The organism is Brenneria nigrifluens DSM 30175 = ATCC 13028 (assembly GCF_005484965.1).
In the GTDB taxonomy this organism is placed as follows: domain Bacteria; phylum Pseudomonadota; class Gammaproteobacteria; order Enterobacterales; family Enterobacteriaceae; genus Brenneria; species Brenneria nigrifluens.
On the sequence record NZ_CP034036.1, the window covers coordinates 3,633,411 to 3,652,401 of the forward strand.

Here is an 18,991-nt window from a genome sequence, read left to right on the forward strand (position 1 = left end):
CACGACACTGCCCCGATGGCTGTTTATAATCAAGCGCATTGCGATTACATGCCGTTCAGGGAGTTCCATGCGTATTATCCACACCGCCGACTGGCATCTGGGGCAGTATTTTTACACCAAAAGCCGGGCGGCCGAACATCAGGCTTTTCTGCACTGGCTGCTGGAACAGGTCGAACAGCAGCAGGCGGATGCGGTAATAGTAGCAGGGGATATCTTTGATAACGGTTCGCCGCCGAGCTATGCGCGGGAAATGTACTACCGCTTTGTGGTCGATATGCAGCGCACCGGCTGCCGGCTGGTGGTGCTGGGAGGTAACCATGATTCTGTCGCCACGCTGAACGAATCGCGGGATCTACTGGCCTGCCTCAATACCCGGGTTATCGCCAGCGTCGACGGCGACGTCGACAAACAGGTGCTGGTGCTGGAAAACCGCCGGAATCAGCCCGCTGCCCTGCTGTGCGCCATCCCTTTTTTACGCCCGCGCGATCTGATCGCCAGCCAGGCCGGGCAATCCGGAGATGAAAAACAGCAGGCCTTGCTGGACGCCATCACCACGCATTACCGCCAGTGTTACCAGTCGGCCTGCCGGCAGCGCGATATTCTGGGGCTGCCGCTGCCCATCATCGCCACCGGGCACCTGACCACCGTCGGCGTCACCGCCTCCGATTCCGTACGCGATATCTATATCGGTACGCTGGATGCGTTTCCGGCGCAGGCTTTTCCACCGGCGGACTATATCGCCCTCGGCCATATTCACCGCCCGCAGCGGGTAACGAAAAGCGCGCCCATTTACTACAGCGGCTCCCCCATTCCGCTGAGCTTTGATGAATTAAGCAGCCGGAAATCGGTTTATCTGGTGGATTTGGCGCCGGGCGGCCCGCCGACGGTAGAGGCGCTCCCGGTGCCGGTCACCCAGCCGATGCGCCTTATCAAAGGCGATCTGGCGGAAATAGAACGGCAGTTGGCCGCCTTCAGCGACTATCAGGGCGAAAAGCCGGTGTGGCTGGATATTGAAATCACCACGCAGGATTATCTGAGCGATATGCAGAAACGCATTCAGGCGCTGACCGACGGTTTACCCGTCGAAGTGCTGCTGTTGCGCCGCGCCCGCGAACAGCACCTGCAGGCGATAGTCCGCCAGCAGAAAGAGACGCTGAACGAGTTGACGGTGCACGAGGTTTTCGAACGCCGGCTGGCGAGCGCCGCCGATCTGGAAGAAAGCCGTCAGCAGCGCGTACGCACGCTGTTCGATCAGGTTATGGATGAATTGGAAAATAGCGAGCACGGCGCATGAAAATACTCAGCCTGCGGTTAAAAAACCTCAATGCCCTGAAAGGGGAATGGAAAATTGATTTCACTCGCGAGCCCTTTGCCAGCAACGGCCTGTTCGCCATTACCGGCCCCACCGGCGCGGGGAAAACCACGCTGCTCGACGCCATCTGCCTGGCGCTGTATCACGCGACGCCGCGGCTGAAAAACATTTCCGCCAGCCAGAATGAGCTGATGACCCGCAACACGGCGGAGTGCCTGGCCGAAGTGGAGTTCGAGGTCAAAGGCGTCGGTTACCGCGCCTTCTGGAGCCAGCGCCGGGCCAGAAACTCCCCGGACGGCAACCTGCAAACGCCGAAAGCCGAACTGGCGCGCATGGATGACGGCACGATCCTGTGTGAAAAGCTGACCGAAAAACTGGAGATGACCGCCGCCATCACCGGGCTGGATTTCGGCCGCTTTACCCGCTCGATGATGTTATCGCAGGGGCAATTCGCCGCCTTTCTGAATGCGGACGCCAACGAGCGCGCCGAACTGCTGGAGGAACTGACCGGCACGGATATATACGGGCTGATTTCCGAGCGCGTTTTCGACCGGCACAAACAGGCCAGAATCGCCCTGGATACCCTGCAGGCGCGCGCGGCGGGAATCGAACTGCTGAATGACGAACAGCGCCGGCAGTTGGAGGCGCAGCTGTCATCGTTAACGCAACGGGAGCAGGCGCTGATTAGCGAGCGAGAGCAAGCGCTAACTTATCAGCGCTGGTTTGAACAACTCGCTCAACATCAGCAAGCGCTGACGGCCGGCAAAGAACGGCTCGTCGCGGCGGAGGAGGACATGCGCCAGGCGCAGCCGGCGCTCGAACGCCTGACGCAAAGCGAACCGGCGGAAAAACTCAGGCCGCTCCAGCAGGAGCGGGACCGTTACCACGCCGAGTCCGCGGCGCTGCAAAAGCAGCTCGACGGCCTGACGCAACATCGGCTAACCCAGGAGAGCGTCCTGCTGGCGCTGCGCCGGCAAGAGGATAAAACACAGCAAGAACAGCGCCGGCAAGCCGACTACCGCCAGCAGCAGGAGACGCTGATCGGCGAACGCATCATTCCGCTGGATCACCAGATCAACACCCTGCGCCAGCAGCGGGACAAACAGCAGCAGGAACTGGAGCAAACGCAGGCGCGCCAGCAGGAGGATCGCCGCAAGCTGGAACAAGCGGAGCGGCAGCGCCAGTCCGCCAAGCAACGGCTGGAGCAGATCCACGACTATCGCCGGCGGCACCCTCATCATCAACGCTGGGGGGAATACCTTTCGCTGTGGCGCGCACAGTTTCAGCGGCAACGGCAGTTGGTTGAGGAGCTGGCGAACCTGCGCCAAAAACAGGCGCGCTATGAGCAACAGGCGGAACAGCTGAATCTGGAAGCGGACAAACTGACCGCCCAGCGCGGCGGACAGCACGGCGCGGTCAGCCATGCTCAGCAACAGTTCGACCAGCATCAGCAGGCGTTGCAGGAAGCGGACGACCGGCAGCCGATTAGCGATCTGTACCAGCAGCTTAACCAGTCCATCGCCCGGCGGCCCGATCGCCAGCGCCTGGCCACCCTCGGAGAGCTGTTCCGGCAGCTCGGTTCGCGCAGGGAGCAGTCGGCAACCCGGCAAACGCAGCTACAGGAACAGCGCGGCCGGTTGCAGGAACAGCGGCAACGGCAAAGTACGGAGCTTGAGCTGCGCCGTCAGCATCTGGCCGAGGTGGATAAAAATCATCAGTTGGAAATACGCATTGTAAAGCTGGAAGAGGAAAGGCGGCGGCTACGGCCGGGCGAAGCATGCCCACTGTGCGGCTCGACGCACCACCCGGCGGTCGAACGCTATCAGGCGCTGCAGACCTCGGAAACCGAACAACGTCTGCTACGACTGAGCCAGGAGGTCGGCCAGTCAGAAAGCGCGCTGGCGCACGTCGAGGCGCAACTGGCGGCATTGCAACAACAGCTTGACCAGTTGCAGCACGATCGCGGCCGCATGGATGAGGAATATCAGACGTTACTGCAACAGTGGCGCGAGGTCAGTGAGCGCTTACCGGGGGATTACGCCCCCGAGCAATTCGCCGAATTAACCGCGTGGCTGGCGCAGTGCGAAACCCAGGAACAGCAGATTCAACGGCAGATTGCGCTGCGCGAGCAGGCCCAACGGCAACGGCAGGAAAGTAAGGATTCACTGACCAATGCAAATACCCTGCTGCAACAGACGGAGCAGCAGATAGCGCTGAACACCCAACAGCGGCAAACGCTGAAGAATGCCCTCTCCGAGCTGCGGCAAGCGCAGCAACAGAGCGCGGAGCAGCAGGAACAGCATCGGCAGGAAATGGAAAAAACGCTGGCGGATTTCTCCCTTGGCGTGCCGGAGACGGCGCAACAGGAGACCTGGCTGGCGCAACGCGCCGAAGAGTGGCGGGTCTGGAAAGAGGCAGAGCAGGAACAGCAGCAGCTATCGAACGCCGCTGCGGCGCTGGAAGCGGAGCGTCAGCATCTGACCAAAACCATCGAGCTTGGCGAACAGCAGCTGTTGGCGTTACGGCGACAGCTGCTGTCGCACGCCAACGCGCTGGAGGAATCCCAACGGCAGCGGCAACAGCTTTTCGGTGATAAATCGACGGCGGAAGTCAGCGCCCAACTGCGTGAAAAAAGCCGGCAGTGCGAACAGGCCGGCCGGGAAATTCAGGCGCAACGCCAGCAGGCGGAGTCGTCGCTGGACCGCCTGACCGGAGAATTAACCGGCGTACAGCAGCAACAGACCCGCGTCGCCGCGCTGCGCCAGCAGGCAGAGCAGGATTTCGCCCAGGCGTTGCAACACAGCGTTTTCGCGGATGAAGAGGCATTTCAACGCGCCTTGCTGGATGAACGCGAGCATAACGAACTGCGCGAGCGCAAAGAAAAACTGCATCAGCAATGGCAACAGGCGACCGCGCTGTATCAACAGGCGGAGCGGCTTCTGACCGCCCATCGGCAACAGCGCCCGCAAACGCTGGCGGCGGAAGCCGCCCTGCCCTGGGTGCAACACAGGCTGGGCGAATTAAATGAAACGCTGAAAAGCAATCTTCAGCAGCAGGGGGAAATGCGCCAGCAATTAACCGCCGACCAGCGCCACCGCCAGAATCAGCAGGCGCTGCTGGCGGAAATCGACCAAAGCCAGCGGCACTATGACGACTGGAGCTGTCTGAACGAGCTGATCGGCTCCCAGAAAGGCGATAAGTTCCGCAAATTCGCCCAGGGACTGACGCTGGATCATCTGGTGTATCTGGCCAACCGGCAGCTTGTCCGTCTGCACGGCCGTTATCTGTTGCAGCGCCAGACCAATGACGAGTTGAAGCTACAGATCGTGGATACCTGGCAGGCCGACGCGCTGCGGGATACCCGCACGCTTTCCGGCGGGGAAAGTTTTCTGGTCAGCCTGGCATTGGCGCTGGCGCTCTCCGATCTGGTGAGCAATAAAACCAGCATCGACTCGCTGTTTCTCGACGAGGGCTTCGGCACCCTGGATGCGGAAACGCTGGACGCCGCGCTGGACGCCCTCGATAACCTCAACGCCGGCGGTAAAACCATCGGCGTCATTAGCCACGTCGAAGCGATGAAAGAACGCATTGCCGTACAGATTAAGGTCGCCAAGGTTAACGGCCTGGGCATCAGCCGGCTGGCGCCGGAATTTGCGCTTTAGTTCAGGCCTCGGCCGACGCGCATGCGCCCTGAAGTATGACGGGGATAAGCTGATTTTGTTCTGCATCGCCCGGCCGAATTCGTTATCATGCGCGCTGCATTAATGAACCCGCGTGCAAGCCTGCGCGCCCAGTCAGGGATAACACCATGCTGTGGTTTAAAAATTTAATGATTTACCGCCTGAACCGCGACGTCGTCCTGTCGGCGGATGAGATGGAAAAACAGTTAAGCGCCTTTGCCTTCACGCCGTGCGGCAGTCAGGACATGATGAAAAGCGGCTGGGCGTCGCCGATGGGCTCCCACAGCGATGCCTTAACGCACGCGGTTAACGGACAGATTGTTATCTGCGCCCGCAAAGAGGAGAAGATCCTGCCTTCGCCGGTGATTAAGCAGGCGTTGCAGGCCAAAATAGAGCGGCTGGAGGCGGAACAGCACCGCAAGCTGAAAAAAACCGAAAAAGACGCCTTGAAAGACGAGGTGCTGCACAGCCTGCTGCCGCGCGCGTTTAGTCGCTTCAGCCAAATCTGGTTATGGATCGATACCGTCAACGGCCTGATCATGGTGGATGCCGCCAGCGCCAAGAAAGCGGAAGACACCCTGGCGCTGTTGCGCAAAACCCTCGGCTCGCTGCCGGTGGTGCCGTTGACGATGGAAAATCCCATCGAGCTGACGTTGACCGAATGGGTGCGTTCCGGTACTCCTCCCGCCGGTTTCGCCCTACAGGATGAAGCCGAGCTGAAAGCGATTCTGGAAGACGGCGGCGTGATCCGCTGCAAAAAACAGGATCTGGTAAGCGACGAAATCGCGGTACATATCGAAGCGGGCAAGCTGGTCACCAAACTGGCGCTGGACTGGCAGGAACGGGTACAGTTGGTGCTGTCGGACGACGGTTCGCTGAAACGGCTGAAGTTCTCCGATACGTTGCGCGAACAAAACGATGATATCGATCGGGATGATTTCGCTCAGCGCTTCGACGCCGACTTTATTTTGATGACCGCCGAACTGGCGGCGCTGATCGCCAACCTGATTGAAGCCCTGGGCGGCGAGGCTCAGCGCTAGCCTCGGCGTTTATGCCGTGCGCTCGCCGCCGCCCTCGCCGCGGCGGGCAGGCTGATTACACGCGGAAGTGCCCTACCGCCGCGCTCAGGTCTTCAGCCTGGGACTGCAACGCCGCGGATGCGGCGGCCGACTCCTGAACCAGCGCCGCATTCTGTTGCACCATTGAATCCAACTGCGCCACCGCCTGGTTGATTTCATTGATGCCGCGCATCTGCTCATCCGCCGCATGGGTGATTTCAGACATCACCGAGGTTACCGTCGAGACGCCGCCAACAATTTCATTCATGGTATTGCCGGCCTGGCGAACCTGAACCGAACCGGAGGTGACGCCGGCGACCGTAGACTCAATCAGCGTTTTAATCTCTTTCGCCGCCTGCGCGCTGCGCTGCGCCAGATTGCGCACTTCCCCCGCCACCACGGCGAAACCGCGCCCTTGCTCGCCGGCGCGCGCCGCTTCCACCGCCGCGTTCAGCGCCAGAATATTGGTCTGGAAGGCGATGCCGTCAATCACGCCGATAATGTCGCCGATTTTACCCGACGCGACCACGATATCGTCCATCGTCGCTATCACGTCCGAGACCACTTTTCCGCCGCTGCCCGCGTCTTTCGCCAGCAGCAGGGCTTTGTCATTCACCTGCCGCGCAGAGCCCGCGGACTGCGTGACCCCGGCGGAAATCTGCTCCAGCGCGGCGGCCGTTTGCTGGATGCTGGAAGCCGCGGACTCAGTGCGCGACGATAGGTCATTATTGCCGGCCGATATTTCATTCGCCGCCAGCTGTAGCGAGGCGCTGATATCGCGGATCTGAATCATCACCTGGCCGAGCTTGTCGATAAAGATATTGAACGAACGCGCGATCTGCGCCACCTCATCATGCCCGTCATCAGGCAGGCGCCGCGTTAGGTCGTTGTTACCGTTGCTGATATCGTCCATCGCATCGCGAATCAGCAGCAAACGCCGCAACGTCGATGTCACCAGTACCCCCAACACCAGCGCGCCGAGTACGGCGATCGCCAGCAGCGTACCCACCGAGGTAAGCAGCAGAGAGCGCATGCCCGCGGTGGCCTCCGCTTTATCCAGCGCCACCAGGACATACCAGTTCGTACCGCGGATAGGCTGGGCGAGCGCCAGCTTCGCCGCCCCGGCAACATCAACGGCAAGCGGATGCGCGGCCGTCAGCAGCGCGGACAGACTAATACCCGGCGCAATCTCGGCGATGTTTTTCAAGGTAAGGCTTTCATCCGGGTGGGCGATAATCGTGCCGTCCTGCGCTATCAATACGCCAAAGCTGGCAGGGGTAGGATTGATTGACTTCACGTTTTCAATCACGCTCTGCATCGTCAAATCACTGCCGGTCACCCCCTTGACCCTGTTGCCGTCCAACACCGGGACCGCGAAAGAAACAATCAGCTCTTTGGTGGATACATCGATATAGGGCGCGGTGACAATCGGTTTGCCCTCCTTCACCGCCTGTTGATACCAGGGGCGAACCGTCGGGTCGTAATCGGCGGGGATGCCGACGGCGTCGGAAAATTTCGCCGTTTTATTCTCGTATCCCATATAAACATTAATAAAGCCGCCCGCGGCGGCGATCTGCTTAAATAGCGGCACCGGATCCTCATCCGCCAGCACGCCGTCGTGCAGCGAGGTAATCATCCGCGTATTGGATTCCACCCACTCGCCAATCGCCATGCCGTGACTGGCGGCCACCGCATGCAGCATACTGTCGATAGACTCCTCGTTAGCGTTATTGGCGATGGTGTGATTAAGAAAAGTATTAATGATGAGAGAAAGCACCACAATGGTCGTACAGGCCGCCAAAATTCGGGCGCGTGTCGTTTTCAGCATAGGAAAGCTCCCGGCGCAGGAAAGTAATGAGAGTCATAACGGCACCATAAAATAAAACTTGAGTTCACCCGCCGGGCACGGCCGAGGGTTATCAGGATAATGAAAGAGAAAAAGAGTGGTGGGATCCAGCGGACTTAACGCCAGAACAAGAATTATCCAATTGATTTATATAGAATAATTTATCACCTTATCAAAAAACGCCATATTTTCAGCAGATAAAATCCGTTTCCATGCATAAGAAAAAGCTATTTAAAAACAGCGTCGCGCTGCGCGCTTATATTAAAAAAGCGGCTTGGCGTTAATCAACGCAAAACCGCTTCGTATTTAGGTATAAATAATGAGAAGCTACAGGTATTTACAAAAATAGGCGGAAGACTCCGCCACCTGTAAGTTGAATTCACTCTGCGCCGGAACGAAAAACGACTCGCCGGGCATAAAAACCTGCCAGTCAGGGGCGCCCGGCAACAAGACCTTCAGCGCCCCGCTGATCACCGTCATCTCTTCCGGCTGACCGGTGCCGAAGGTGTACTCTCCGGCGTCCATGACCCCGACGCTGGCACGCCCGATACTGCCGCTGTCAAAACCAATGGATTTCACTTTCCCTGCAAAATACTCGTTTACCTTCAACATAGAGCGGCACCTATAAGTTGGAAAAAATCAGGAAAATTCATCTTAAAAGCTGCAATAAGCCGCTGTCACTATCTATTCAATGAAAGTGCGTTGTCGGTAGCATCGACCGGCGATTATTTTACCAGTCAAGGGAAAACACTGCACCGCGGGAAGGATTAGGCTGCCGATAAACGCAGCATCCGCATCACATTCTCCACGATGATCGTCGGATCCTGCGTCGCATCGATGACGTGGTGAGCCACCTCGCGGTAGAGCGCCTCGCGGGCGGCCAGCACGTCGGCCATTTCCTCGGCGATCGGCCGCCCGGTAAGGGTCGGGCGCTGATGGTCCAGCGGGCTGGCCTCCAGACGCCGGGCCAGTAATTCGGCCGGCGCGTGCAAATAAACAACCGAGCCCTTGTCGCCCATAAACCGCCGGTTCAACGCCGACAGCACGATGCCGCCGCCGGTGGCGACCACGCGACGGCAGGCGGTCACTTCCTGCAATACCCGGCTTTCCCGCTGACGAAAACCCTGCCACCCTTCTTGCGCCACGATCTCGGCAACCGTCATCCTGCCGCTCTGCTGCATAAAAAGGTCGGTATCGATAAACTCGTATCCTAATGCCTGCGCCAGTCGGCTTCCTACGGTGGTTTTACCACAACCTCTGGCTCCAACCATAAAAATGGGCTGTGTCATTTAATGACGTATCCTTGTTTTCGTCAGGCCCGTTCTGAACGGCGTGGTTCTGCCGGCGGGTTACTCATATTTATTCGAAGGATGAATCATACCGGTAAAATTCGCGAATATAAAATCCGCTTATAGAAGAAAAAACCCCGCAATAAATCACGGGGCTATGCTATCCACCAGCCACAAATATCAGTAGGTGTGGAAATATTCCTGAATCACCGCCGGATTGCTGGTTTTGGTCAGCGCCAGCATCAGCAGAATGCGTGATTTGGCCGGGTTCAGCGAATCGGCGACCAGTCCGGGCTGGGAAGCATCCGGCGGCACGATACCGCTGCCGGTGCGGCTGGCGCGAACCACGACGATACCTTTGCCTTCCGCTTTGCGAATACCGGCACCGCTGCGTTTAGACACGCTGCCTGCGCCCATGCCGGCATAGACGATGCCTTTCACGCCGTGCGCGATGGCTGCGTCATACATATATTCCGGGTCGTCCTGATAACCGTAGATAATATCCACCGCCGGCAGTTTTTCCAGGTTGCTTACGTCGAATACCGAACGGGTGGTATGAATTTTATCCAGGCGATTCTGGAAATAGATTTTATCGCCGATAATCACGCCAAGGTAGCCCTCTTCCGGCGCTTTAAAGGTATCCAGCGTAGAGGCGTTGGTTTTGCTGATAAAACGGGCGGAACCGATACGGTCGTTCAGCACCACCATCACACCGCGGCCACGGGCATTTTTATCCGCCGCCACTTTAACCGCGCCGTACAGGTTCATCGGGCCGTCGGCGCTGATTGAGGTCGCCGGGCGCATCGCCGCGGCGAAAACCACCGGTTTGTCGCTTTTTACCGTCAGGTTCATAAAGTAGGGAGACTCGTCGAGCGTGTCCGTACCGTGGGTGATCACCACGCCGTCCACATCGTCGCGGGCCAGCAGTTCGTTGACTCTTTTGCTCAGCTTCAGCAAAACGTCGGCGGTCATGTTCTCGCTGCCGATATTGGCGACCTGCTCGCCGCTAATATTGGCGAGCGTTTTCAGTTCCGGCACCGCATTGATCAGCGTATCCACGCCCAATGCGCCGGCTTTATAACCCGTGGTTTGCGTGTTGGCGGCGGCGGAACCGGCGATGGTCCCCCCGGTCGCCAGAATCACCACGTTGGGCAGGTTTTCCGCCGCACTCGCCAGGGCGGGAAAACAGACCAAAACGAACACAAACAGCGAACTAAATATCCTTTTCATACCTATCCGACCCAATATGTTTAAACGGCAGGCCTCTGCTCGAAGGCTGCCGGTGAGTGATAAATAATATCCTGCCTGTCGGCCGAGACTGGCCGACATCGGCGCTTATCATGCCCCAGAGCTCGGCGGCTGTATAGCTTTGGCTATAAAATCATTGACATAGGTTAATGTTATCCTTTCCGTTCATCGTTTGATCTGCGCGCCGGCACCCTGACTTGCCTGGTCGCGCGCGGCGCCCTGCGGCCCGATCATTTGTCCGAAGAGATGGAAATCGGTAAGTTAGCACGATGCCCTGCACCAGCTCGGGCAGGCGGACAAACGCCAGGGTGATATTACGAATGTCGCTGGACGGGCAGGCAAGCAGTTGCGCATTGCCAATCTGTTCTATGCGCGCGATATTGGTATCCAGAATGCGTTTAATAAACTGTCCGCGCAGGCGATAAACAAAATGGCGCCCCGGCGTCGTCAATGCCAGTTGCGAACCCAATGTCGCCGCCATCAGCAATAGCAGCAGCTCGATAGCATTCTTTTCTCGATAATGGTGGGAATCGCACGCAGTGTAATCGGACGGGAATTGATATCAAGAATAATTCTCATATCCCCTAAATAATTCAAGTTGCAGGACAAAACGTTGTCGTTTCAACCCCCCTTACGGGCCGCCGCCTTGGCGGCGATTTTTATGAAAACACTCTCCGGCCTGAGCGTCGTCGCCGGCCTGCTTATCCTGTCAGGCTGCGCGGGCAGGCAGCATGACATTACACCGCTTGGGCAAACGACCTTTGCCCGCTATCAGCAGGAGACCGCCCGCTGGGTTGCGCAGCACCGCGCCTTTCAGAGCGCCGATAAAAACCTTGAGCTGGCCTGGAATACGCCGCAGGAAATGCGCCCGCCCGGCAAGCCGGACAAGGGAATTTTGCTGGTTCACGGGCTGGGGGATTCTCCCGGTTCATTCAACGACATTATGCCGCGGCTGGCGCAGCAGGGCTTTCTGGTCAGAACCGTGCTGCTGCCGGGGCACGGCACCCGCCCGGCGGATCTGCTGCATATCACCGTCGACGATTGGCGCAGAGTGGTCGCCGAGCAGACGGCCATTCTGCGCCATGACGTGGATGAGGTCTATCTGGGCGGCTTTTCCACCGGCGGAAATCTGGTTTTGGAATATGCGCTGAATCACCCGGAAATTAATGGGTTGCTGCTGTTTTCACCGGCGATAAAATCCGACGAACGGTACGATTTCCTCACGCCGCTGCTTTCCGTCTTTAGAGACTGGATACTCACACCCCGGCCCGGTTATCCGCAGCAGTTGATAACGCGTTATATGGTGGTGCCGACCAACGGTTTCGCCCAGTTTTACCATTCCAGCGCCGCCGTGCGCAGGCTGCTGGCCCAAACCGCCTACGACAAACCGGTACTGATGGTGCTCACCGAGCATGACTCGGTGCTGGACACCCCCTACCTGCTTGAGCTATTCGAGCGTAAATTCACCAACCCGCACAGCAGGCTGATCTGGTATGGCGACCGGCCCGCGGGCGCGCGCTCGCCGCGCGTGCTGACCCGCAGCGACTATTTGCCCGAGTGGCGCATCAGCCAGTTCTCCCATATGTCGATACTGTTTTCGCCGGATAATAAACAGTACGGCGAGTCAGGCTCGATCATCGTCTGCGCCAACGGGCAAACGCCGGCCAGCCGGCAGATCTGCCAGGACAGAAACCAGCTATGGTATTCGGACTGGGGCTATCAGGAAGAGGGCAAAACCCACGTCCGCCTGACCTTCAACCCTTATTTCGACTGGCAAACGCAGGTGATGAATCAGGTGCTGGAGAGCGAATAGTCGGCCAGCGACAGGCGTCGGACTCCCCCTGCCGCGCGCCATGTCATAATTCGGTCATTAACATCGTTTATTTTTTGTACCAAGGACGATTAGCTGACCAGGACAATCATGACTTCCACCGCTGTTTCACGCGCTCAGCAAGGTATTTGGGGTCCGCCCAAAGCGCTGGCTCTATGCATTTCGACGCCCGACGTCTCCCCGGATATCAATAACGCCGAGGTGCTGGATATATTCAGCAAACACAAGGAGTTGGTTAGCCTGCCGGTAGTGGAGAACGGCCGGCCTTTCGGGCTGATCAACCGCCATATCTTTATGTCCCAGATGTCCCGCCCGTTTTTCCATGAGCTGTACGATAAAAAGAGCTGCATCGCTTTTATGGATAAAAATCCGCTGATTGTCGATGCCGAGACATCGTTGAATGACGTCGCGGCCCAAACCGTTATCAGCGGAGATAAGTCGCTGACCGACGGTTTCATCATTACGGAAAACGGACGCTATATCGGCATCGGTCTGGGGATCGACCTGATAAAGGCGGTTTCCGATATGCATTCGCAGCAGCACCAGCAGATTATGCAAAGCATCGAATACGCCAGAGTAATCCAGGAAGCCATGCTCGCCACCTCGCGTCAGTCGATGTCCGGCTCGCTGAGCGACTGGTGCCTGGTATGGGAACCGCGCGACTGCGTCGGCGGCGACTGCTATTACTTCAAAACTTATCGCCATGGCTGGCTCGCCTGCGTCGCGGACTGTACCGGACACGGCGTTCCCGGCGCTTTTATGACCCTGATTTTCGCCTCGGCGCTGGAGCAGGCGCTGACGTTGCACGGGCCGGAAACGCCGGCCCTGTTGCTACAGGCAATCAACCGCCATATCAAGGATACGCTGGGACAGTGCGACAAGGAGCGGCGCCCCTCCTCCAACGACGGCTGCGATGTCATCCTGATCTTTTGCGATACCGCCCACAGCACGCTTGCCTGGGCAGGCGCCCGCATGTGCGCATTTATGCTGAAACAGCAGACCGAGCAGCTGTGCATACTCCCCTCCGACCGCATGGGCGTAGGTTATACCGATACGCCCTACGATTACGCCTGGCCCGGCCATCAGCTAAGCCTGGATGCCGGCGATCTCTTTTTCACCACCACCGACGGACTGACCGATCAAATCGGCGGTGAGCGGCAGGTTATGTTTGGCAAACGCCGGCTGCAAGAGCTGCTGCTGCGCTATCAGGATAAGCCGATGCAAGAATTCTCCAGCCTGTTATCACAGCAACACCTGTCTTATCAGGGCAATCAGGTCAGACGGGACGATCTGACTTTTTGGGCTTTCAGACATCGACCGACATTTGCGCGCGCAACGTTTTTACCACCAGGTGATGCAAAATGACGCCAGATAGTAAATACGCCGGTTTTTTCGACGCGACCAGCCAGCGGGACATTACGCTGTATTACGTCGGTTATTTTTCGCAAAACATCATCAGCTCCCTGGCGGAAACGATGCGGTTGCAGTTGGAAAAAAAACAGGTTCCCGCGGGTATCCGCCGCAAGCTGTTTTCCGCCTTTATCGAAATGGTACAGAACATCACCCGATACTCCGCGGCCCATTTGGCTCTCCTCGATCAATCCAATGAGGTTCGCCACGGCTCCGTGTGTATCGGCTATGAAAATGGGAAATATTTCTTACTTTGCGCAAATCAAGTCCACCCCGAGGATATTGAAAAACTGCGCGGGCGTCTGGAACCATTACGTTATATGACGCTCGATGAAATCAAGCTCGCCTATAAAGCCTCCCTGCGCGATGAAACACCGCCCTGGAGCAAAGGGGCCGATATGGGTTTGCTGACCGTCGCGCGCGACGCCAGCGAACCTCTCCAGTTCACTTTTCGGGCTGACGCATCAACGGGGCTGTCGACGTTTTATCTGAAGGCTATCATTTGAAATGGCAAACATTATGAATATGGACAATCTACACATCGCAGGAACGCCCTGTACCCCGGCCGTCGATTTTTACTTCGATACTTATCGGCTCTCCCTGTCAGGCGAGTCTTATCCTGAAAATGCGGCGGCGTTTTACCGCCCGCTGATTGCAAAAATACAGGATTACCTCCATCTGCTAACCGTGGAAAACGATGCCGCGCAGGCAAACGATTTCCTCGCTCAAAACCCGCCGCCCGCCATCGAAATTCATGTCTCGCTGGTTTATTTCAACAGTTCCAGCACCAAAATGCTGTTCAGCCTGTTCGACACGCTGAATCAGGCGGCGCAACACGCCCTCACGATTGCGTTGCACTGGTATTACGACAAGGACGACGATATCGCGGAAGAGTTCGGTGAAGAGCTGCATATCGACTTTCCGGCGCTCGACTTCCACAGCCATATTCTGGAGTAATCATCTATGACTGCGTTTGAGCTGTTCACGCCGGAATACGACATCCTGCTCGCGGCGCGCAATGTCGCCAACCAGCAAAACATGCCGGCGGAGGTTTACCGCGACACCCTGCTGGCGCTGACTGAACATTACCAGCGTCTGGTGCGCGAATCACACCGGCTGATTTCCCGCAGCGACCGCGCGGAAAAAGAGTTAAACCGCCTGAACGCGCAATTAAATAGGCTGGCGATTGAGCTGGAATACAAAGCCAGCCACGATCCTCTGACCGACGTTTACAACCGTGGGGCAATCATTGAGCGTATCAATCAAACGCTGCAACGCAATCAGGCGGCGCTTATCGTGCTGGACATCGACCATTTCAAGCGGATAAATGACGCCTACGGCCACCCAACCGGGGATGCCGTGATATGCGCGTTAACCTCACGGGTGCGGGAGGTGCTCAAAGGACTCGGCAGTATCGGTCGGGTGGGCGGCGAAGAGTTCACCATTCTGCTTGATGGCTTTATCCTCGAACAGGCCGTCTCTATCGCCGAACGTCTCCATTTCAGCCTGAATGACGCGCCGCTGGATGCGTTGCCTCAGCAGGTGGTGACGGCCAGCTTCGGCGTCAGTTGGGCGCCGCAGACAACCGGCTTTGATACGCTTTACGGCGCGGCGGACGCCGCGCTCTACAAGGCAAAAAATCGGGGCCGAAACCGGGTGGAATATCAGTAGGCGCCGCCCTGCCGCGCCCGGCCCACCGCTTCACCCAACTGCCATACCGCCATCGCGTAGTGGGTACTGTGGTTGTAACGGGTGATGGTGTAAAAATTGGGCAAACCGTACCAGTATTGGTATCCGCTGCCGATATCAAGCCGCAGCAGGCTGGCCTCCTGGTAACCGCCCAGCGAGCTCTGCGGCCGCAGGCCGGCGGCCTGCAACGCGGCGAGGGAGTAGCGCGTGTTGAAGCCATGCTCCAGCGACGGCGCCTGACCGGCGGCCGGCACGGCCACAATGCCCCCGTTGACCCAGCCGTGCCCCTTGAAGTAGTTGGCCACGCTGCCGATGGCGTCCACCGGATCCCACAGGTTGATATGGCCGTTGCCGTCAAAATCCACCGCATAGTTTTTAAACGACGAGGGCATAAACTGACCGTAGCCCATCGCGCCGGCGTAGGAACCGCGCAGGCTGAGCGGGTCATTCCCCTCATTGCGGGCCATCAGCAGGAAGGTTTCCAGCTCGCCGGTAAAATAGTCGGCGCGGCGCGGATAGTCGAACGCCAGCGTCGCCAGCGCATCAATAATACGCGTCTTGCCCAATACGCGTCCCCAGCGGGTCTCAACGCCGATAATGCCGACGATAATCTCCGGAGGTACGCCGTATACTTCCCAGGCGCGCTGCAGCGCATCCTGATGCTGATTCCAGAAAAGCACGCCGTTTTGCACGTTATCCGGCGTGATGAACTGGCTGCGATAGCGGATCCAGGCGCCATTAGGACCGGACGGAGGGCGTGAGGTCGGCGCCTGCCTGTCCATCAGGCGCAGCACCCAGTCCAGCCGCCGCGCCTGGGCCAGAACGTCATGCAACTGTCGGCGATCGAAGCCGTGCTCGCTCACCATTTTGTCCACAAAGCGGCCGGTCGCCGGATTAAAGGCAAAATCGCCCCGCGGCAGATGCTCCGACTGCGCGGGCTCAAGCAGAAAGCCGCCGCCCTTAAAAGGATTCCCCTGGGCGGGGGCGGGGACGGGAGGTGGCGGAGGAGCAGGCTTACTGCTACAGGCTGAGAGCAGAACAATCAGTGAAAAGAGAGTAGCCAAATGACGCATTGGGTGTCCGTATAAGCAGATTAAGATAAGAAAAGAATAGCGGCTGCGGCCAGCATTGCCTGACGCGATAACAGCGGCGCCATGCGCCCTGACGTCAGGGCGCCGCGCGCTACCGTCAGTTTTTCTTCACAAACTCGGATTTCAGCTTCATGGCGCCAAAACCGTCAATCTTGCAATCAATATTATGATCGCCTTCGACGAGACGAATGCCTTTAACCCGGGTGCCGATTTTCAGCGTTGAGGAACTTCCCTTTACTTTCAGATCCTTAACTACCGTCACCGTGTCTCCATCCGCCAGCAGATTGCCATTGGCGTCCCTGACGGTCAGTCCTTCCTCCTGAGCGGCCGAATCGCCGTCCATTGCCCATACATGTCCGCACTCAGGGCAATTCAATAACTCATTATCCTGCCAGGTGTACTCAGAGTGACATTTAGGACAATTAGGTAGCTGTTGCATTATAAAATTCCCGAAAAGAATAAAATTTATATAAAAATCCAATAAAATCAAAGATGGCATAACCAGCAACATACATTTTAACGTTTTATTGCCACGGTGAGTAGCCAGCGCTTTATTCTTTTCCCCGCCGGCCAGAGAACGGAGAACGATAACGTTCTGATTATCAGGGTGATTAAGGGGTCGATTTATTCAACAAAGCCCGTCAATAGACGAAAAATACAATTATTTATCCGATTTTCTTGTTTGCATCCAAAAACGTTTACCTCCAAGATTCCATTAAATATCAAGAATAAAGATATTTTTTATTTCTGCAAATCAACGTTAGCCTGCATTTATACGCTGCCGTCGGCGATGGAATGGGATCGCCGAGACCTGACAGCGAAAGGGCGCATGACATCGGACGTGACAGGAGTGAGTAATGAATTTCACCAGACGTGATTTCAATCGCCTTTCCGGCGCCATTCTGGCCGCCGCCATCCTGGCTTTCGGGCTTGTCGGCGGCCTATCCCTCCCGGCGCAGGCGCAGTCGGCCGAGATCCAGCGCGGCGGAACCCTGAAGATTGCCTTTCGCAGCGACAACACCGCTCTGGTCAGCCTCGACCCGTTTCAGGTCTACTGGATTGAGCACCGTTCGGTGTTAAGGGCGGTGGTGGATCAACTTACCGACCAAGACCCGCAAAGCGGGGAAATTATTCCCTGGTTGGCCACCCGCTGGGAATTAAATAATGACGCCACGCAATACATATTTTATCTGCGTGACGACGTTACGTTCAGCAACGGCGAAAAGTTCAACGCCGAGGCGGTGAAACTCTCGTTCGACGCCAATATCGCGCTGCTCAAGGATCTTCCGACCGCTTTCGGCAAATCCTACATTGATGGCTACGTTTCCTCGGAAGTTGTTGATGAATACACCATAAAGGTCAATTTCAGCGTTCCCAACGCCGCTTTCCTACAGGCGACGTCTACCACCAATCTGGGAATTTTAGCCCCGGCCACATACAAAAACAGCACGATACGGGAACGGAATCTTGGAAAGCTCATCGGCTCCGGTCCTTTTATTTTAACGGAGTACTCGCCGGAGGAACGCATTGTTCTGAAAAAACGTGAAGGCTACGCATGGCCGTCCGCGGTTAGTGAAAATAAAGGAGATGCGTATCTGGATGAAATTATCGTGCGTTATATTCCGGAGAGCAGCAACCGGGTCGGAAGCGTGATTTCAGGGGAAGTCGACATCGCCTGGCCCAGAGATCCGTTCACCAATGAAGATTACAACTACATTACCGGCAAAGGACTAAATATAATTCAGCGCTCTATTCCGGGTATAACCGAGAGTTTATATCCCAATGTAAATTATGACCGGCCGTTTTCCAATGCGGCAGTTCGGCAGGCTTTCCAGAAAGCCATTGATCGGAAAAGCTACGCGGCGACTATTTATGGAAAACATTTCCCGGTGGCCGAAGGCGTTCTGGAGCCGTCAACGTTATATTATCAATCCCAGTCTGAGAGTTTGACCCACGATCCGCAGGATGCGGCGGAGATCCTTGAAAAGGCCGGCTGGTTGGTCGCCGGCGACGGTTATCGCTATCGCGACGGGAAAAAACTGACGGTTGTCTATCCGCTTACCGAGGAAAAACCGGGAGATGTTCTGATTCAGGATCAGGTCAGGCAAGTGGGTTTTGAATTGATTTTGCAGCCGGTGACGGCAGGCGAGGCTAATGCCCGTTATGTCTCCGGCAATTACGATTTGCAACGCGGGGTCCTGACGCGCGGCGATCCTGCGGTGATCCAATCCCACGCGGACGTTCGTTATTCGGGATCCGCCGTGTCAAAAAATCGTTTTACCGCGCAGGCGCAGTCGAAACTGCAAGAACTTCTGGACAAGGGGCTGGCCGAAGCGGATCCGGCGGCGCGCAAGGCTATCTATAAGGATGTGCAGGACTTTATTTTGCAGGAAAACGCCTATTTCCCGATTTTCGCGCGTACCCAGCAGGCGGCTATCGGTTCCAGGGTTCACGGGGTGAAATTCAGCGGAGAAAGCTTTCTCCACGTCAATGACATCTGGATCGAAAAGTAATGACTGGCTATATCGTTAGACGGA

The 18,991-nt window shown here is 57.1% G+C and carries 15 protein-coding genes and 1 pseudogene; 9 read left to right on the forward strand and 7 right to left on the reverse strand.

Translation table 11 applies throughout. The features are described from left to right. Positions 1-67 precede the first annotated feature (67 nt). From sbcD to rdgC, 3 genes are all read left to right on the forward strand, one after another. A complete protein-coding gene (sbcD, locus tag EH206_RS17055; RefSeq protein ID WP_009114068.1) occupies positions 68-1,294 on the forward strand; it encodes an exonuclease subunit SbcD in 1,227 nt (408 codons plus the stop codon). After that, entirely contained in the window at positions 1,291-4,974 is a 3,684-nt protein-coding gene (locus tag EH206_RS17060; RefSeq protein ID WP_009114069.1) for an AAA family ATPase, read from the forward strand. The genes sbcD and EH206_RS17060 overlap by 4 nt, the downstream gene beginning before the upstream one ends. A 146-nt stretch (positions 4,975-5,120) precedes the next feature. Continuing rightward, positions 5,121-6,032: a recombination-associated protein RdgC gene (gene rdgC, locus EH206_RS17065; RefSeq protein ID WP_009114070.1), complete on the forward strand. Its 912-nt coding sequence runs from the start codon at positions 5,121-5,123 to the stop codon at positions 6,030-6,032. A 55-nt stretch (positions 6,033-6,087) separates the two neighbouring features. On the opposite strand, the gene EH206_RS17070 is transcribed toward rdgC, so the two are convergent. The 5 genes and pseudogenes from EH206_RS17070 to EH206_RS17090 form a co-directional block, all read right to left on the reverse strand. Then, positions 6,088-7,878: a methyl-accepting chemotaxis protein gene (locus EH206_RS17070; protein WP_009114071.1), complete on the reverse strand. Its 1,791-nt coding sequence runs from the start codon at positions 7,876-7,878 to the stop codon at positions 6,088-6,090. Between the two features lie 345 nt (positions 7,879-8,223). Next, positions 8,224-8,508 carry a pyrimidine/purine nucleoside phosphorylase gene (gene ppnP / locus EH206_RS17075; RefSeq protein WP_009114072.1) on the reverse strand — a complete coding sequence of 95 codons (285 nt, stop codon included), beginning with the start codon at positions 8,506-8,508 and terminating at the stop codon, positions 8,224-8,226. A gap of 155 nt (positions 8,509-8,663) precedes the next feature. Beyond that, positions 8,664-9,185 (reverse strand): shikimate kinase AroL, encoded by a 522-nt coding sequence (gene aroL, locus EH206_RS17080; protein WP_009114073.1) that lies wholly within the window; start codon positions 9,183-9,185, stop codon positions 8,664-8,666. 180 nt (positions 9,186-9,365) lie between these two features. Then, the gene (locus EH206_RS17085; protein WP_009114074.1) at positions 9,366-10,415 is read right to left on the reverse strand and encodes a type II asparaginase; all 1,050 of its coding nucleotides are present in this window, start codon (positions 10,413-10,415) and stop codon (positions 9,366-9,368) included. A 277-nt stretch (positions 10,416-10,692) separates the two neighbouring features. After that, positions 10,693-10,929 (reverse strand): annotated as a pseudogene (locus EH206_RS17090) (multidrug ABC transporter permease/ATP-binding protein); the annotation flags it as partial. 165 nt (positions 10,930-11,094) lie between these two features. Here EH206_RS17090 and EH206_RS17095 point away from each other — a divergent pair. From EH206_RS17095 to EH206_RS17115, 5 genes are all read left to right on the forward strand, one after another. Continuing rightward, the gene (locus tag EH206_RS17095; protein WP_050815616.1) at positions 11,095-12,246 is read left to right on the forward strand and encodes an alpha/beta hydrolase; all 1,152 of its coding nucleotides are present in this window, start codon (positions 11,095-11,097) and stop codon (positions 12,244-12,246) included. A gap of 108 nt (positions 12,247-12,354) precedes the next feature. Further along, positions 12,355-13,629: a SpoIIE family protein phosphatase gene (locus EH206_RS17100; RefSeq protein ID WP_009114076.1), complete on the forward strand. Its 1,275-nt coding sequence runs from the start codon at positions 12,355-12,357 to the stop codon at positions 13,627-13,629. Then, a complete protein-coding gene (locus EH206_RS17105; RefSeq protein ID WP_009114077.1) occupies positions 13,626-14,180 on the forward strand; it encodes a SiaB family protein kinase in 555 nt (184 codons plus the stop codon). Before EH206_RS17100 ends, EH206_RS17105 begins: the two co-directional genes overlap by 4 nt. A gap of 1 nt (position 14,181) precedes the next feature. Then, positions 14,182-14,631: a DUF1987 domain-containing protein gene (locus EH206_RS17110; protein WP_009114078.1), complete on the forward strand. Its 450-nt coding sequence runs from the start codon at positions 14,182-14,184 to the stop codon at positions 14,629-14,631. A 6-nt stretch (positions 14,632-14,637) separates the two neighbouring features. Next, entirely contained in the window at positions 14,638-15,345 is a 708-nt protein-coding gene (locus tag EH206_RS17115; RefSeq protein ID WP_009114079.1) for a GGDEF domain-containing protein, read from the forward strand. Here EH206_RS17115 and mltB read toward each other — a convergent pair. Beyond that, positions 15,339-16,436 (reverse strand): lytic murein transglycosylase B, encoded by a 1,098-nt coding sequence (mltB, locus tag EH206_RS17120; RefSeq protein ID WP_009114080.1) that lies wholly within the window; start codon positions 16,434-16,436, stop codon positions 15,339-15,341. The two genes, EH206_RS17115 and mltB, sit on opposite strands and share 7 nt — an antisense overlap. Positions 16,437-16,551: 115 nt before the next feature. Continuing rightward, the gene (locus EH206_RS17125; protein WP_009114081.1) at positions 16,552-16,893 is read right to left on the reverse strand and encodes a zinc ribbon domain-containing protein YjdM; all 342 of its coding nucleotides are present in this window, start codon (positions 16,891-16,893) and stop codon (positions 16,552-16,554) included. A gap of 418 nt (positions 16,894-17,311) precedes the next feature. Between EH206_RS17125 and EH206_RS17130 the strand changes: the two genes are divergently transcribed. Further along, the gene (locus EH206_RS17130; RefSeq protein ID WP_009114082.1) at positions 17,312-18,967 is read left to right on the forward strand and encodes an ABC transporter substrate-binding protein; all 1,656 of its coding nucleotides are present in this window, start codon (positions 17,312-17,314) and stop codon (positions 18,965-18,967) included. Positions 18,968-18,991 lie beyond the last annotated feature (24 nt).

What these genes read in the sequence shown, in the direction of transcription:
- EH206_RS17105 (WP_009114077.1), top strand. Translation starts at nt 13,626, where the DNA reads ATGACGCCAGATAGTAAATACGCCGGTTTTTTCGACGCGACCAGCCAG.
- EH206_RS17060 (WP_009114069.1), top strand. Translation starts at nt 1,291, where the DNA reads ATGAAAATACTCAGCCTGCGGTTAAAAAACCTCAATGCCCTGAAAGGG.
- EH206_RS17085 (WP_009114074.1), bottom strand. Translation starts at nt 10,415, where the DNA reads ATGAAAAGGATATTTAGTTCGCTGTTTGTGTTCGTTTTGGTCTGTTTT.
- aroL (WP_009114073.1), bottom strand. Translation starts at nt 9,185, where the DNA reads ATGACACAGCCCATTTTTATGGTTGGAGCCAGAGGTTGTGGTAAAACC.
- ppnP (WP_009114072.1), bottom strand. Translation starts at nt 8,508, where the DNA reads ATGTTGAAGGTAAACGAGTATTTTGCAGGGAAAGTGAAATCCATTGGT.
- EH206_RS17130 (WP_009114082.1), top strand. Translation starts at nt 17,312, where the DNA reads ATGAATTTCACCAGACGTGATTTCAATCGCCTTTCCGGCGCCATTCTG.
- EH206_RS17115 (WP_009114079.1), top strand. Translation starts at nt 14,638, where the DNA reads ATGACTGCGTTTGAGCTGTTCACGCCGGAATACGACATCCTGCTCGCG.
- EH206_RS17070 (WP_009114071.1), bottom strand. Translation starts at nt 7,878, where the DNA reads ATGCTGAAAACGACACGCGCCCGAATTTTGGCGGCCTGTACGACCATT.
- mltB (WP_009114080.1), bottom strand. Translation starts at nt 16,436, where the DNA reads ATGCGTCATTTGGCTACTCTCTTTTCACTGATTGTTCTGCTCTCAGCC.
- EH206_RS17125 (WP_009114081.1), bottom strand. Translation starts at nt 16,893, where the DNA reads ATGCAACAGCTACCTAATTGTCCTAAATGTCACTCTGAGTACACCTGG.
- EH206_RS17095 (WP_050815616.1), top strand. Translation starts at nt 11,095, where the DNA reads ATGAAAACACTCTCCGGCCTGAGCGTCGTCGCCGGCCTGCTTATCCTG.
- EH206_RS17110 (WP_009114078.1), top strand. Translation starts at nt 14,182, where the DNA reads ATGGCAAACATTATGAATATGGACAATCTACACATCGCAGGAACGCCC.
- sbcD (WP_009114068.1), top strand. Translation starts at nt 68, where the DNA reads ATGCGTATTATCCACACCGCCGACTGGCATCTGGGGCAGTATTTTTAC.
- EH206_RS17100 (WP_009114076.1), top strand. Translation starts at nt 12,355, where the DNA reads ATGACTTCCACCGCTGTTTCACGCGCTCAGCAAGGTATTTGGGGTCCG.
- rdgC (WP_009114070.1), top strand. Translation starts at nt 5,121, where the DNA reads ATGCTGTGGTTTAAAAATTTAATGATTTACCGCCTGAACCGCGACGTC.